This is a genomic window from Serinicoccus kebangsaanensis (genome assembly GCF_008919445.1).
Classification (GTDB): domain Bacteria; phylum Actinomycetota; class Actinomycetes; order Actinomycetales; family Dermatophilaceae; genus Ornithinicoccus; species Ornithinicoccus kebangsaanensis.
The window spans coordinates 131,627-144,834 of sequence record NZ_VSLG01000004.1; the positions used below are offsets into that span (position 1 = coordinate 131,627).

At 73.5% G+C, this 13,208-nt stretch carries 15 protein-coding genes; 9 read left to right on the plus strand and 6 right to left on the minus strand.

The features are described from left to right. Nucleotides 1-67 precede the first annotated feature (67 nt). The 3 genes from FXF60_RS06310 to FXF60_RS06320 are packed head-to-tail and all read left to right on the plus strand — an operon-like array spanning nt 68 to nt 2,176. A complete protein-coding gene (locus tag FXF60_RS06310) occupies nt 68-598 on the plus strand; it encodes a SigE family RNA polymerase sigma factor (protein ID WP_151524635.1) in 531 nt (176 codons plus the stop codon). Beyond that, nucleotides 595-1,464 (plus strand): hypothetical protein, encoded by an 870-nt coding sequence (locus FXF60_RS06315; RefSeq protein WP_151524637.1) that lies wholly within the window; start codon nt 595-597, stop codon nt 1,462-1,464. Before FXF60_RS06310 ends, FXF60_RS06315 begins: the two co-directional genes overlap by 4 nt. A 22-nt stretch (nt 1,465-1,486) precedes the next feature. Next, nucleotides 1,487-2,176, plus strand: coding sequence for an aspartate/glutamate racemase family protein (locus FXF60_RS06320; protein WP_151524639.1), 690 nt, complete (start codon nt 1,487-1,489; stop codon nt 2,174-2,176). Between the two features lie 89 nt (nt 2,177-2,265). Here FXF60_RS06320 and FXF60_RS06325 read toward each other — a convergent pair whose 3' ends face one another. Continuing rightward, nucleotides 2,266-3,588 carry a hemolysin family protein gene (locus tag FXF60_RS06325; RefSeq protein ID WP_151524641.1) on the minus strand — a complete coding sequence of 441 codons (1,323 nt, stop codon included), beginning with the start codon at nt 3,586-3,588 and terminating at the stop codon, nt 2,266-2,268. Nucleotides 3,589-3,698: 110 nt separating this feature from the next. Further along, the gene (locus FXF60_RS06330) at nt 3,699-4,961 is read right to left on the minus strand and encodes an MFS transporter (protein ID WP_151524643.1); all 1,263 of its coding nucleotides are present in this window, start codon (nt 4,959-4,961) and stop codon (nt 3,699-3,701) included. A 58-nt stretch (nt 4,962-5,019) separates the two neighbouring features. Between FXF60_RS06330 and FXF60_RS06335 the strand changes: the two genes are divergently transcribed. Both FXF60_RS06335 and FXF60_RS06340 read left to right on the plus strand, forming a co-directional pair. After that, the gene (locus tag FXF60_RS06335) at nt 5,020-5,625 is read left to right on the plus strand and encodes a hypothetical protein (RefSeq protein ID WP_151524645.1); all 606 of its coding nucleotides are present in this window, start codon (nt 5,020-5,022) and stop codon (nt 5,623-5,625) included. Beyond that, on the plus strand, nt 5,622-6,182 hold the full coding sequence (locus FXF60_RS06340; RefSeq protein ID WP_151524647.1) for a helix-turn-helix domain-containing protein: 561 nt from the start codon (nt 5,622-5,624) through the stop codon (nt 6,180-6,182). Before FXF60_RS06335 ends, FXF60_RS06340 begins: the two co-directional genes overlap by 4 nt. Here FXF60_RS06340 and FXF60_RS06345 read toward each other — a convergent pair. Genes FXF60_RS06345 through FXF60_RS06355 form a run of 3 tightly spaced genes read right to left on the minus strand, consistent with a single transcriptional unit; the run spans nt 6,064 to nt 8,209 of the window. After that, complete coding sequence (locus FXF60_RS06345; protein ID WP_151524649.1) at nt 6,064-7,011, minus strand: aminoglycoside phosphotransferase family protein; 948 nt, start codon at nt 7,009-7,011, stop codon at nt 6,064-6,066. The two genes, FXF60_RS06340 and FXF60_RS06345, sit on opposite strands and share 119 nt — an antisense overlap. Next, complete coding sequence (locus FXF60_RS06350; RefSeq protein ID WP_238335737.1) at nt 7,008-7,715, minus strand: DUF8185 domain-containing protein; 708 nt, start codon at nt 7,713-7,715, stop codon at nt 7,008-7,010. Before FXF60_RS06350 ends, FXF60_RS06345 begins: the two co-directional genes overlap by 4 nt. After that, a complete protein-coding gene (locus FXF60_RS06355) occupies nt 7,712-8,209 on the minus strand; it encodes an acyl-CoA thioesterase (RefSeq protein WP_151524651.1) in 498 nt (165 codons plus the stop codon). Before FXF60_RS06355 ends, FXF60_RS06350 begins: the two co-directional genes overlap by 4 nt. Before the next feature lie 99 nt (nt 8,210-8,308). Here FXF60_RS06355 and FXF60_RS06360 point away from each other — a divergent pair, with 99 nt between their 5' ends. Genes FXF60_RS06360 through FXF60_RS06370 form a run of 3 tightly spaced genes read left to right on the plus strand, consistent with a single transcriptional unit; the run spans nt 8,309 to nt 11,216 of the window. Next, nucleotides 8,309-9,088, plus strand: a complete 780-nt coding sequence (locus tag FXF60_RS06360) for a (Fe-S)-binding protein (protein WP_151524653.1) — start codon at nt 8,309-8,311, stop codon at nt 9,086-9,088. Next, nucleotides 9,085-10,563 (plus strand): LutB/LldF family L-lactate oxidation iron-sulfur protein, encoded by a 1,479-nt coding sequence (locus FXF60_RS06365; protein ID WP_437440852.1) that lies wholly within the window; start codon nt 9,085-9,087, stop codon nt 10,561-10,563. Before FXF60_RS06360 ends, FXF60_RS06365 begins: the two co-directional genes overlap by 4 nt. Next, nucleotides 10,560-11,216: a LutC/YkgG family protein gene (locus tag FXF60_RS06370; protein ID WP_151524655.1), complete on the plus strand. Its 657-nt coding sequence runs from the start codon at nt 10,560-10,562 to the stop codon at nt 11,214-11,216. Before FXF60_RS06365 ends, FXF60_RS06370 begins: the two co-directional genes overlap by 4 nt. A gap of 103 nt (nt 11,217-11,319) precedes the next feature. Here FXF60_RS06370 and FXF60_RS06375 read toward each other — a convergent pair whose 3' ends face one another. Further along, entirely contained in the window at nt 11,320-12,054 is a 735-nt protein-coding gene (locus tag FXF60_RS06375) for a VldE C-terminal domain-containing protein (RefSeq protein ID WP_151524657.1), read from the minus strand. A 64-nt stretch (nt 12,055-12,118) separates the two neighbouring features. Here FXF60_RS06375 and FXF60_RS06380 point away from each other — a divergent pair, with 64 nt between their 5' ends. Beyond that, complete coding sequence (locus FXF60_RS06380; RefSeq protein ID WP_151524659.1) at nt 12,119-13,189, plus strand: aldo/keto reductase; 1,071 nt, start codon at nt 12,119-12,121, stop codon at nt 13,187-13,189. Nucleotides 13,190-13,208: the final 19 nt, after the last annotated feature.

A 13,208-nucleotide genomic window follows, 5' to 3' on the forward strand; every position in this document is an offset into this window, starting at 1 on the left:
CTCGAGGCAACCGATCCGCACCCCCAGCCGGTTCACCCAGGAGAGCACCCGAGCGAAGGGATGGACCATGACGCGTGAGCCGGACGGGTTCCGCGAGTTCGTGACCGAGCGCTCGCCGGCGCTGCTGCGCACGGCGTGGATGCTCACCGGCGACGCCCACCGCGCCGAGGACCTGCTGCAGACGGCCCTGGCCCGCACCTGGCCGCACTGGGCCAGGATCCGCGAGCAGCATCCCGAGGCCTACGTGCGGAAGGTCATGGTGCGGACCAACGCCAGCTGGTGGTCCCGGCGGTGGCGTGGCGAGCGACCGACCGAGGACCTGGTCGACGCGGCAGCGCGGTCCGGCGACGCCTCGTCGCCCCGGTCCGACGTCGCCGACCCGCAGCAGGGCATACCCCAGCGTCTGGACCTGGCCCGCTCGCTGCGCGAGCTGCCGGTGCGCCAGCGACAGTGCGTGGTGCTGCGGCACTTCGACGACCTGTCGGTCGCCGAGACGGCCCGGATCATGGGCTGCTCCGAGGGCACCGTGAAGAGCCAGACCGCCAAGGGGCTGGCCAGCCTGCGCACCGCCATCGAGCAGGAGGAGAAGGTGCGATGACGACCACCGAGCAGATCAGCCAGCAGCTCAAGACGCTGCCCCCCGCGCTGGAGGAGCAGACCGACCGCTTCGACCAGGTCGAGCGTCGCGTGGGTCGCGGACGACGACGCGCGGCCGGCGCCACCGCGGCGGGCGTGCTCGCCCTGGTCCTCGCCGGCTGGGGCGTCGCCCAGGTGCTGCCCGGCGACTCGGACCCGACCGGTCCCGCGGGGACCGGGTCGGGGTCAGGCCCGGGCATCGAGTTCAGCAACCGGTCACCGGGCACGATCCTCGGGTCGAGCGCGCTGGGCGACGGGAGGACCTTCACCGGTGCCGGCGTGCAGGAGGTGGACCTCTCCTCGGTGCCGCGACCGGAGGGCACGGAGGCCCTACGGCTGCAGGTGACCTGCGAGGACCCGGCCCGGGTGATGTGGCCGTTCCGGGCGACCGTCGCCAGCTGTCACGGGGCCGGCGAGCTGGACGAGACCATGGGTGAGACCTTCCCCCTGTCCTTCCTCGTGCCCGTCGAGGAGGCCGACGGCCCGTTCTCCGTGCAGGTCACGGAGGACGTCCCCTGGGAGCTCCGGGTCGAGCCGGTCGAGGTGGACCAGATCCCGCTCGGCGTCAACGACCGGGGGCAGACCTTCGGGGTGGAGACACCCATGGGCACCCCCGACCTGGTCGAGGTGCGCGGTGAGGACCTGGTGAGCGGCTACATCGAGGACGACCGCGCCCGTGAGCTGGCGGGTGACACCCCGACCACGCTGTCCGGGCTCGAGGCCTGGCGCGAGCTCGAGCGGCAGCCGCTCGAGGTCCCGACCTACGAGTCGGACGGCCTCACGGTGAAGGGGACGTTCCAGATCCAGGTGCCTGCCGAGCCTCGCTGAGGTCCGCCGATAGGCTGCTCCCATGCGCGTGATCGGGCTGCTCGGGGGCATGAGCTGGGAGTCGAGCGCGGAGTACTACCGCCTGCTCAACGAGGGGGTCCGGGAGCGGCTGGGCGGGCTGCACTCGGCCCGGCTGGTGCTGGCGTCGGTGGACTTCGCCGAGGTCGAGGCGCTGCAGGTCGCGGGCGACTGGGAGGCCGCCGGCCGGTTGCTCGCCGCGGAGGCCGCCGGGCTGGAGGCGGCGGGCGCGGACCTGCTGCTCATCTGCACCAACACCATGCACAAGGTGGCCGACCAGGTGGAGGCGGGGATCGGCATACCGCTGCTGCACCTGGCCGACGCCACCGCGGCGGCGGTGCGGGCTGCCGGGGTCTCGCGCGTGGGGCTGCTCGGGACCGCGTTCACGATGGAGCAGGACTTCTACACCGGGCGGCTGGCCGGTCACGGGCTGGACGTGCTGGTGCCGGACCGGGCCGGGCAGGAGCTCGTGCACCGCGTCATCTACGACGAGCTCTGCCGGGGCGTGGTCCGCGACGAGTCGCGCGCGGCATACCAGCGGGTCATCGGCGACCTGGCGGACCGTGGGGCCGAGGGCGTCGTGCTCGGCTGCACCGAGATCGAGCTGCTCATCGGCGCGGCGGAGGTGGACCTGCCCGTCTTCCCCACCACCCGGCTGCACGTCGAGGCCGCCCTGGCCGCCGCGCTGGGGTAGGCCCCGTGCAGAACGCTGCGTCACATCCGTTGCCGGGACGACGGATGTGACGCACGGTCCTGCACCACCACCACCGGCTGGTATGCCCCTCAGCCCTGCGGCTCGCCCTCATCCGCCGCGAGGGCAGGCTCCCGGACCACCTCGACCTCGGTGATGCGCAACCCGTCGAGCCCGGCCACGGTGAGCCGCACGTCGCCGACGACGACCGTGTCCCCCTCCTCGGCCACCCGCCCGAGCCGCTCCAGGACCAGCCCGGCCACGGTCTCGTAGGACCCGTGCGGGAGCGCCAGGCCCAGCGCGTCCTCGAGCTCCTCGACGATCAGGCTGCCCGAGACCACCGCGCGCCCACCGGCCTCGACGAGCGAGTCCTCCGGGTCGGGGTCGGTGTCGTACTCGTCGTAGATCTCGCCGACCACCTCCTCGACGAGGTCCTCGATGGTCACGATCCCCTCGGTCCCGCCGTGCTCGTCGACCACGAGGGCCAGGTGCTGCTGCTGGGCCCGCAGCGCGGACAGCGTCGCCAGCACCGGCTTGGTCACCGGGAGCGCGACGATCTCGCGGACGACGTCGCGCACGCGGCGCTGCTCCCGCTCGCGCTCGGGCAGCGTGAAGAGGTCACGGATGTGGACGAAGCCGAGCACGTCGTCCACGCTCTCCCCGAGGACGGGGTACCGGCTGTGGCCGCTCTCCCGGATCGGGCCGATGACGGCGGCCACGGTGGCGTCGGCGGCGAGGAACTCGACGTCCGGTCGGGGCCGCAGCACGTCGCCGAGGGTGCGCTCACTGGCGCGGAAGACGTCGGAGAGGATCTCCCGGCTGTAGGGCCGCAGGTCGCGGTTGTCCTCGACGGTCCGGCGCAGCTCCTCGATCGTCATCTCCTCGCTGGTCGCGTCCGGGTCGCCGCCGAGCAGCCGCACCATGAGGTTGGTCGACACGGACAGGAACCAGATGACCGGCCGCAGCAGGGTGGCGAAGATGCCCAGTGGCGGCGCGAGGACACGCGTGAAGCCGGCCGAGCGCTGCATCGCGAGCCGCTTGGGTGTGAGCTCGCCCAGCACCAGGGACAGGTAGGCGATGACCAGCGTCATCGCGACCAGGGCGAGCGGGTCTGCGGCGGAGGCGGGCATACCGAGCCGCTGCAGCCAGGCCGACACCGACGGCGAGATGGTGGCGCCACCGAACGCCGAGGAGAAGAAGCCGGCGACGGTCACCCCGACCTGCACGGCCGAGAGGAAGGTGTTGGGGTCGCGCACCAGCTCGGCGATCCTGGCGCCGCGCGCCCCCGAGCGCTCGATGTCGTCGACCTGGGAGGGCCGCAGCGACACGATCGCCATCTCGGTGGCGGCGAAGACGCCCCCGATCAGGACGAAGAGCAGGACCAGCGCGATGTTGGTCAGCAGGGCGGTGTCCATGCGGTCAGGGTATGCCGCGCGCCCCGCACCCCCGCCCCACCCGGGACCAACGTCGGGATAGCACAACCCTCATCGGGAAGTATGCCGATGAAGCTTGTGCTAGGCCGTGGTCACTCCTGGGGGGAGAGGGCGTCCAGCTCCCGGGGGAGCTCACGCATGCCGGCCAGCGGGGACAGCAGGACCGGCAGCGAGGCGAGCAGCGCCACCACGGCGAAGATCCACAGCGTCGGCACCAGGCCGAGCTGCTGGCCGAGCACGCCCCCGAGGAAGCCACCGATGGGCATCGGCCCCCAGACGAGGAAGCGGATCGAGGCGTTCATCCGACCGAGCAACGGCTTCGGGCACAGGCGCTGCCGGAAGCTCACCTGCACCACGTTGTAGACCACGACGCCCCACGAGATGAGCAGGTTGCCCACGAGCAGGGTCGGCACCGGCGGCAGGATCGAGGCCAGCGGGACGCTGAAGAGCGCCACCCCGGACAGCACGGCGGCGATGGGGATGGCCCGGCCCTCGCCGACGAACCGCCCGAACCACCCGGAGGACACGGCTCCGAGGATGCCCCCGACCGCCCCCAGCGACAGCACCAGGCCGAGCGTGGTCTCGGACAGACCGAGCGTGGTGACGGCATAGAGCACGAAGAGCGCGAACATGCCCGACGAGGCGAAGTTGCTGGTGCCGGTGCAGGCGACGATCCGGCGCAGCAACGGGTGGTCCAGCACGAAGGACAGACCCTCGCGGATCTCGGTGACCAGCGGACGGCGGCTCGTCGGGTCGGGCGCCTGCTCCCGGTGCCGGATCCGGCTGACGAAGAGCGAGGACAGACCCATGCAGACCGAGGTCACCGCGATCGTCAGCGGCGACCCCAGCAGGCGCACCATGAACGCCGCCGCGGCCGGACCGACGACGATCGCGGTCTGCTGGCTCGCCTGCAGCTTGCCGTTGCCGTCGCCGATCTGGTCGCTGTCGACGATCTCCGGGAGGTAGGACTGGTTGGCGACGTCGAAGAAGACGGTGATGCACCCGACTCCGAAGGCGACGACGTAGACCTGCCACATCGTCAGGGCGTCCAGCAGCCAGGCGACGGGCAGCGTGAGCAGCAGCGCGGCGCGCGTCAGGTCGCCGAGCACGAGCACGGTCCGCTTGCGCCACCGGTCCACCCACGCACCGGCCGGCAGCCCGATGAGCAGGAACGCCAGCGACTCCAGGGCGGCGAGCAGCCCCATCTGGAAGGCATCGGCGCCGAGCAGCTGGACGGCCATGAGGGGCATCGCGAAGCCCACGAACTGCGCCCCGAAGACGGAGACGGTGTCGCCCATCCAGAGCTGGCGGAAGTCGTGGTGCCGCCACAGGCTGGCGGGTCGCTGAGTGGTCACGGTCCTGATCGTGCGCCAAGTGATTGAGTTTTGTCAATCACTTTGCCAGGATGTCCTCATGACGGCTGCAGCAGGCGACTCCTGGGTCTACGTCGTGACCGACATCGAGGTCGACGGACCCTGGCCCGGGCCCAACTCGATGCGCTCCTTCGCCAGCGTCGCGCTGCGCGAGACCGGCGAGGAGCTGGGCACCTTCGAGGCGGTCCTCGAGCCGCTGCCGGGCGCCGCACCCAACCCCGACACCCTCGCGTGGTTCGAGGGACATCCGCAGGCGTGGGCCGCCTGCACCACCGACCCGCGGCCGGTGCCCGACGTCATGGCCGACTGGGTGGACTGGGTGGGCGGACTGCCCCGACCCCGCGCGTTCGCCGCCTCCCCGCTCGCCTTCGACGGTCCGTGGATCGACCTCTACCTGCGCCGCTTCACCCGCTACGGCCTGACCCAGGGACCGTACGAGACCGACACCCTCTTCGACCACGGCGCGCTCTGCCTGCGCAGCTACGCCGCGGCGGTCCTCGGTCGGCCGGTCGGGGAGATCTCGCCGCACACGCTGCCGCCGGAGTGGCTGGGCGACGTCGCGCACACCCACCGCGCCATCGACGACGCCCGGGGGTATGCCCATCTCCTGGCCGAGCTGATGCGCCGCTCGGGGGCGATCCGGTGAGCGCCGCGCGCGACCCGTGGGGCGAGGGCGCACGCTTCGACGCGGGCGACGCGGAGGCCAAGGCGCTGGCCTCCGGGCTGCGGCTGCGCATCCTGCGGCTGACGCTGGACGAGCCGCTGACCAACCGGGAGATCGCCGAGGCGCTGGAGCTCAACCCGGCGACCGCGCTGCACCACGTGCGGACCCTCGTGGACACCGGCTTCCTCGAGGCGCTCGAGCCGCGACGCGGGCGACGCGGCGCGCGGGAGATCCCCTACCGCGCCACCGGCCGCTCCTGGTACGCCAACACCCCGGTCACGAGCAAGGGCATGCTCGAGGCCTTCGTCGCCGAGGTCGAGCGGGTGCCGGCGGACCGCACCGACGTCACCATGACCCGCCTCGGGCTGCGCCTGCCGCCCGAGGAGCTGGAGGAGTTCCGGGACCGGCTGGGCGAGCTGATCACCGAGTTCCACGACCGGGCGCGTGACCCGTCAGCCGAGCCGTGGTCGCTCTTCCTGGCGCTGCACCCCGACACCAGCGCCCCGAAGGCCGATCACCAACGGGCGAGCACGTCGTAGGGCGGCACGAACATCGAGCCGGGGTCGCGCGGCACCAGCCACAGCAGGTTGTCCACCGCGACCGCCTGGGCCACGAGACGGGCACGGTCCCGGTCGAGCCGGCACGCTCGCACAGCACCTCGAGACGCCGACGCAGGGCTGCGTCGGGCGCGCCGTCGGCGGTGGCGTCGTCCCAGCGGTTGCGCAGGGCCGCGACCACCTCGACCTCGCGGAAGCCGGCGTGCGGGAGCGGGTCGATCGCGACCCAGCCGTCCTGCCCGCACGGTGCGAGCACGTTGAGGTAGTGCAGGTCCAGGTGCAGCAGCTCGAGCTCGGCTGCCGGGTCCTCGAGCTCCACCACGAGGTCGGCCAGCACCCCGAGGGCACGGTCAGCCTCCGCCGTCAGCAGCTGCGGGACCTGCTCACGGTGGGTCCGGATCGACGCCGACATGCGCCGCAGCTCGTCCGCCAGCCGAGGCACCTCCGCCGGGGCCCGGACCCCGCGCAGCCCGGCCAGCACGTCGGCCAGGGCGCCGCTGGCCTCGGCCTCGTCCGGCACCGACGCCAGGTCGCGCGTGGCGTCGAGCCGGTCCAGCAGCAGGGCCGGCCCGCGGCTGTCCAGGACGTCGACGACCGGGGCCCCCACCTCGGCCCAGGCCCGCAGCGCCGCCGCCTCGCCGGTCGGGGGGTGGTGCGCGTCGGTCACCTTCAGCACCCGCTCCCGACCCCGGCCGTCCCGCACGGGCCAGACGGTGGACATGTGCCCGGACCACGGCTCGCCGTCGACGGTGAGCGACCAGTCCCGCAGCAGGTCGCCCGGAGGAGCCGCAGCGGCTCGGCCCCCGGTCACGGCCGCAGCAACGCGTGACCGGCCGCCGTGGAGACCCGCAGCCACGCGCCCTGGCGATGCACCGTCGCTGTCTCGGGTATGCCCTCGCCCGGCGCCCCGTCCCCCGCACCTCCTGGTCGGTCGCCGACGAAGCCGAGCGCGTGCAGGGCGAGGCCGGCGCCGCGGGGCACGTGGACGTCCGACGAGTCGTCGACCGGCTGGCCCCAGACCCGCGCGCGCAGCGTCTCCACCGCGGCCGACCCAGCACCCTCCGGCGTCCCCTCGGCCACCTCGGCGATGCCCTCCCGGGCCGCGCGCACGAGCAGCTCGACGGGCAGCCGTCCGACCGGCTCCCAGCCGCCCCGGGGAGGCGAGAGCGCCGCCCAGGCCGGGGCGAGCGTGGTCGGGGGCACGGGCAGCTCGGTGGAGGCGTCCCGGGACGCACCCCGCCGGGCGAAGCGGTCGGTCAGCCCCGCGAGCGGCACCGTCGTGTCCAGCACCGCGGAGCCCGCGGCCAGCGCCGTGGTCCGCAGCCCGAGCACCAGGCCGGAGCGGAGCAGCCCGACGCCCGGGAGCACGCACACCCAGGCCGCGAGGACGGGCCTGGAGCCCGCGACCTGCAGCCGGACCGCCCCGTCCGGGTCGAGCCGGGCGGCGCGGCGCACGTAGGTCGCCAGGTCGGCCAGGCCCTCCCCGTCCGGGAAGGCCAGCGTCGCGGTGCTCACGTCCCGGCCCCGCGCGCCCCTCCGCCGACGGAGCGGTCGCTGCGCAGCAGCGGGCTCGGCCCGGTCACCGCCGCCAGCGCCTCCCGCTCGTCGGCGCCGAGCCGTCGCGGCCGCCCGGCACCCAGGTCGTAGGCGACCAGCATCACCCGGCCACGCGCATACACGGTGTCGTCGCCGTCCGGCCCGGCGACGGCATACCCCAGCTCGAAGGACGCGCCGCCGACTCCCCCGCACCACACCGCGACCCGGGCCGGCGCGTAGGCGAACTCCATCGGCAGCAGGTAGTCGATCGCCTGGGACACGACGAGCATGCCCTCGTCGATGAGGTCCCGGCCCTGGCCGAACCACGCCTTGAAGGCGTAGACCCGGGCCTCCTCGAAGAGGCGGAGGTACTGCACGTTGTTGACGTGGGCGTAGGCGTCCAGGTCCGACCACCGCACGGTGATCGGGAAGACGGAGGCCACGTCCGGGACGTCGGGCAGGGGGTCGGTCATGGCGCCATTGTGTCGCGGGTGGGCGAGGCGCCAGGTCACGGGTGCGCGGGGGCGCGTAGCGTGAGCACGACGCATCCCGTCACCGGACCGAGGAGAACGATGACCACCACCGACGTCGGCGCGCGGCCGGGCACCGGGGTCACGGTCGCGCTCTTCGCCACCTGCTTCAACGACACGATGTGGCCCGAGGCGCCGCGCGCCACGGTCACCCTGCTCGAGCGGCTGGGGTGCCACGTGGTGTTCCCGCGCGAGCAGACCTGCTGCGGGCAGATGTTCACCAACACGGGGTATGCCGATGCCGCCACTCCCCTGGTGCGCCGGTTCGTCGACGTCTTCGACGCCTACGACCACGTGGTCGCCCCCAGCGGCTCCTGCGTCGGGTCGGTCCGGGAGCAGCACGTGATGCTGGCCCGGCGTGCCGGTGACACCGGGCTGGAGCGTGAGGTGGAGGAGCGGGCGCCCCGGGTGCGCGAGCTCTCCGAGTTCCTCGTCGACGTGCTGGGCGTGACCGACGTCGGGGCCTACTTCCCGCACCGCGTCACCTACCACCCGACCTGCCACAGCCTGCGCATGCTCGGCGTGGGCGACAAGCCGCTGCGGCTGCTGCGCGAGGTCCGGGGGATCGACCTGGTCGACCTGCCCGAGGCGTCCGAGTGCTGCGGCTTCGGCGGCACCTTCGCGATGAAGAACGCGGACACCTCGATCGCCATGGGGGCGGACAAGGCGCGGCACGTGCGCGACACCGGTGCGGAGGTCCTCGTCGCCGGGGACAACTCCTGCCTCGCGCACATCGGCGGGGTGCTCGGCCGGCAGCGGTCCGGCGTGCGCACGGTGCACCTGGCGCAGGTGCTCGCGGCGACCGAGGAGGACCCGGCGTGAGCGGCATACCCGTCCAGCAGACCTCCTCCACCTTCCTCGGTATGCCTTCCTTCCAGCGGGCGGCGCGGGAGGCCCTGGGCGACACCCAGCAGCGGCGCAACCTCGCGCACGCGACCGCGACCATCCGCGCCAAGCGCGCCCAGGTCGTCGGTGAGGTGGAGCAGTGGGAGGCGCTGCGGGTCGCGGGCGCCGAGGCCAAGGACGAGGCGCTGCACCACCTGCCCGACTACCTCGAGCAGCTGGAGGCCTCGCTCACCGACAACGGTGCCGTCGTGCACTGGGCGCGCGACGCCGCGGAGGCGGGCCGGATCGTCATCGACATCGCCCGGGCCAAGGACACCGACGAGGTGGTCAAGGTCAAGTCGATGGCCACCCAGGAGATCGAGCTGAACGAGGCCCTGGAGGCGGCGGGGATCGCGGCCTGGGAGACCGACCTCGCCGAGCTGATCGTGCAGCTCGGGCAGGACCGGCCGAGCCACATCCTGGTGCCGGCGATCCACCGCAACCGGGCGGAGATCCGGGAGATCTTCCTGCGCGAGATGGGCGGCGTCGGGCGGGCCGCGCCCGAGGACCTGAGCGACGACCCCGCCCGGCTGGCCGAGGCGGCGCGGCTGCACCTGCGGGAGAAGTTCCTCCGCGCGAAGGTCGCCGTGTCCGGGGCCAACTTCGCGATCGCCGACACCGGCACCCTCGTCGTCGTCGAGTCCGAGGGCAACGGCCGGATGTGCCTGACCCTGCCCGAGACCCTCATCTCCGTGGTGGGTGTGGAGAAGGTGCTCCCGACCTTCGCCGACCTGGGCACCATGCTGCAGCTGCTCCCCCGCTCCAGCACCGGCGAGCGGATGAACCCCTACACCTCCATGTGGAGCGGGATCACCCCTGGCGACGGCCCGCAGGAGGTGCACGTGGTGCTGCTCGACAACGGCCGCAGCCACGTGCTGGCCGACGAGGTGGGCCGCGAGGCGCTGCGCTGCATCCGCTGCTCGGCCTGCCTCAACGTGTGCCCGGTCTACGAACGCGCCGGCGGCCACGCCTACGGGTCGGTCTACCCCGGGCCGATCGGCGCCGTCCTCAACCCGCAGCTGCGCGGCGCCTCCTCCGACGTGGACAAGAGCCTGCCGTATGCCAGCAGCCTCTGCGGCGCCTGCTTCGAGGCCTGCCCGGTGCGGATCGACATCCCCTCGCTGCTCGTCCACCTGCGCACCCAGGTGGTCGACGAGGCCTCGGGCCGCTCGCCCGAGGCGGCGTCGATGAAGGCGGCCTCCTGGATGTTCCGCGACCACCGGCGGCTGGAAGCTGCCCAGCGCGCCGCCACCCTGGGCAGCCGGCTGATCGGGGACCGGACCGTGCGGTCGGTGCCCGGACTCGGCGCCTGGACCCAGGCCCGCGACCTGCCCACACCGCCGCCGGAGACCTTCCGCCAGTGGTGGGCCCGCACACACGGCGAGGACGGGCATACCGAGGGGGACGGGTGAGCGCCCGCGAGGAGATCCTGGCCCGGCTGCGCGCCGCGACGGCGGACGTGCCGACCGGCCCCGGTGCGCGGGGCGAGGTGCCGACGATCGCGGCGACGTCGGCGTCGGACGTCGAGACGCTCGACCTCTTCGTGGACCACGTCGCCGACTACCGGGCCACCGTGATCCGGTGCTCCCCCGACCAGGTCGGGGCCGAGGTGGCGGCGGCCCTGGCCCGCGGCCGCGCGCACACCGTGCTGGTGCCGGACGGGCTGGACGCCTCCTGGGTGGCGGCCGCGCAGACGGCCGGGCTGACGCTGCGCCGGGACGCGGGCGCCGACGGCGAGCGCCTGAGCGCGGACGAGCTGGACGGCGTGGACGCGGTGGTGACCGCCGCCCGGGTCGGCATCGCCACCACCGGGACGATCGTCCTGGACCACACCCCGGACCAGGGCCGACGGGCCCTCACCCTGGTGCCGGACCAGCACGTCTGCGTCATCCGCGCGGACCAGGTGGTGCACGACGTGCCCGACGCGGTGGCCCTGCTCGAGCCGTCCCGGCCGCTCACCTGGATCAGCGGCCCGAGCGCGACCAGCGACATCGAGCTGGACCGGGTCGAGGGAGTGCACGGCCCGCGCACGCTCGACGTCGTCGTGGTGGACCCGCGCGGATGAGCAAGGAAGCCCGCCACGGAGCAGGGACTTTTCCCTGCTCCGTGCGGCCCGTCCTTGTTCATGCGCCACCGGGACTGACCACGCGCCACCAGGGCGGTGTGGCCTAGGCCGACGCGCCGCGCACGACGTCGACGTGCACGTGGTCGAGGTGGCGCAGGACCGGGTCGACCGAGCCGCCCGGCGCGCGGTAGGTCTGCCAGCCGCGGCCCGACTCGCGCACGCCCCAGTAGTGGTCGTCGAAGATGACGTACTGCACCGAGAGCTCCTCGGCGTGCGCCACCAGCCACTGCGCGACCAGCCACCCCCGGTCCCGGTTGGCCTCGCTCACCGGGCGGACGAAGACGTCGACCGCCCGCCCGTCGTAGTGCGCGGACTCCTCGCCGTGGCCGGAGTCGACCCCGCCCGGGGCATACCCACCGGTGGGCAGGTCCCCGAAGGTCCGCCCCAGCTCGTCCAGCACGTCCTGCGCCCGCGGGGTCAGCCCGGTGCCCGTCAGCTCCTCGACCGGCACCTCCGGGCTCGGGGTCCGGCAGGTCAGCGCGGCGTCCTGCCGCGCCCCACGGATCGCGTCGACCACGCCGACCGGTATGCCCTCGCCCCCGGCTGCCTGGCCGCCGGCCGGGTCTCCTGGCGCGGCCAGCGTCACCGCCGCCCGCGCCTGCTCGACCTCCAGCGCGACCCGCTCCCCGCCCACGACGACCGAGCACGGCGCCGCGACCCGCTCCACCCAGCCGGTCACCGGGCGCCAGGCGAGCACGAGCACCGCGAGGACCGCCACCACCACGCCGACCCTGGCCAGAGGAGTCCCGCGCCGTCGACGCGGAGCAGCTGGGGGCATACCCGTGATGGTGCCGGGAAACACTGGCACGCGCCTGGGAGCCGCGCCGCGTAGCGTGACCCCCATGAGCGATGCCTACTACGCGCAGGACGTGCCGGACACGCACCGGCCCTATGTGGCCGCGGCCGACCGGCACCAGAAGCTGGAGTACCGCCGGGTGGGGGCGAGCGGGCTGCTGCTGCCGCCGCTGTCGCTCGGCCTCTGGTACAACTTCGGCGACAACCGCCCGTTCGACACCCAGCGGGAGATCCTCCGGCGCGCCTTCGACGAGGGCATCACGCACTTCGACCTGGCCAACAACTACGGCCCGCCGTACGGCTCCGCGGAGGAGAACTTCGGGCGGATGATGCGCACCGACTTCGCGCCCTACCGGCACGAGCTGGTGCTGTCGACCAAGGCCGGGTGGGACATGTGGCCCGGGCCGTACGGCATGCTCGGCTCGCGGAAGTACCTCCTGGCCAGCCTGGAGGAGTCGCTGCGCCGGATGAGCGTCGAGGCCGTCGACATCTTCTACTCGCACCGGGCCGACGAGGACACCCCCGTCGCCGAGACCATCGGCGCGCTGGACACGGCGGTCCGCCAGGGCAAGGCGCTGTATGCCGGGATCTCCTCCTACTCCCCGGAGCGCACCGCGGAGGCGGTCGCCGTCGCGCGGGAGCTGGGGACCCCGCTGGTGATCCACCAACCGGCCTACAGCTTGCTGAACCGGTGGCCCGAGGACGGGCTCTTCGAGGTGCTGCAGGGCAACGGTCTCGGGTCGATCGGTTTCACCGCGCTCGCGCAGGGCCTCCTGACCAGCACCTACCTCGGCGACGGCAAGGCCGAGCGCTCGATGGCGCGACCCTCCTTCGACGAGGGGCTGCTGACCGAGGAGAACCTGGAGCGGCTGCGCGGGCTGGCCGGCGTCGCCGAGCGCCGGGGTCAGAGCCTGGCCCAGATGGCGTTGTCCTGGGCGATCCGCCCCGGAGGCGTGACGTCCACGCTCATCGGCGTCTCCAGCGTCGGGCAGCTGGAGGAGAACCTCGCCGCGGCCCACCGCACCGACTTCACCGACGAGGAGATCGCCGAGATCGACCGGCTCTCGGTCAGCCCCGACGGCGTGGACCTGTGGGCGACGTCGGCGCAGATCGAGTGAGTCACTAGGCTGCGTCCTC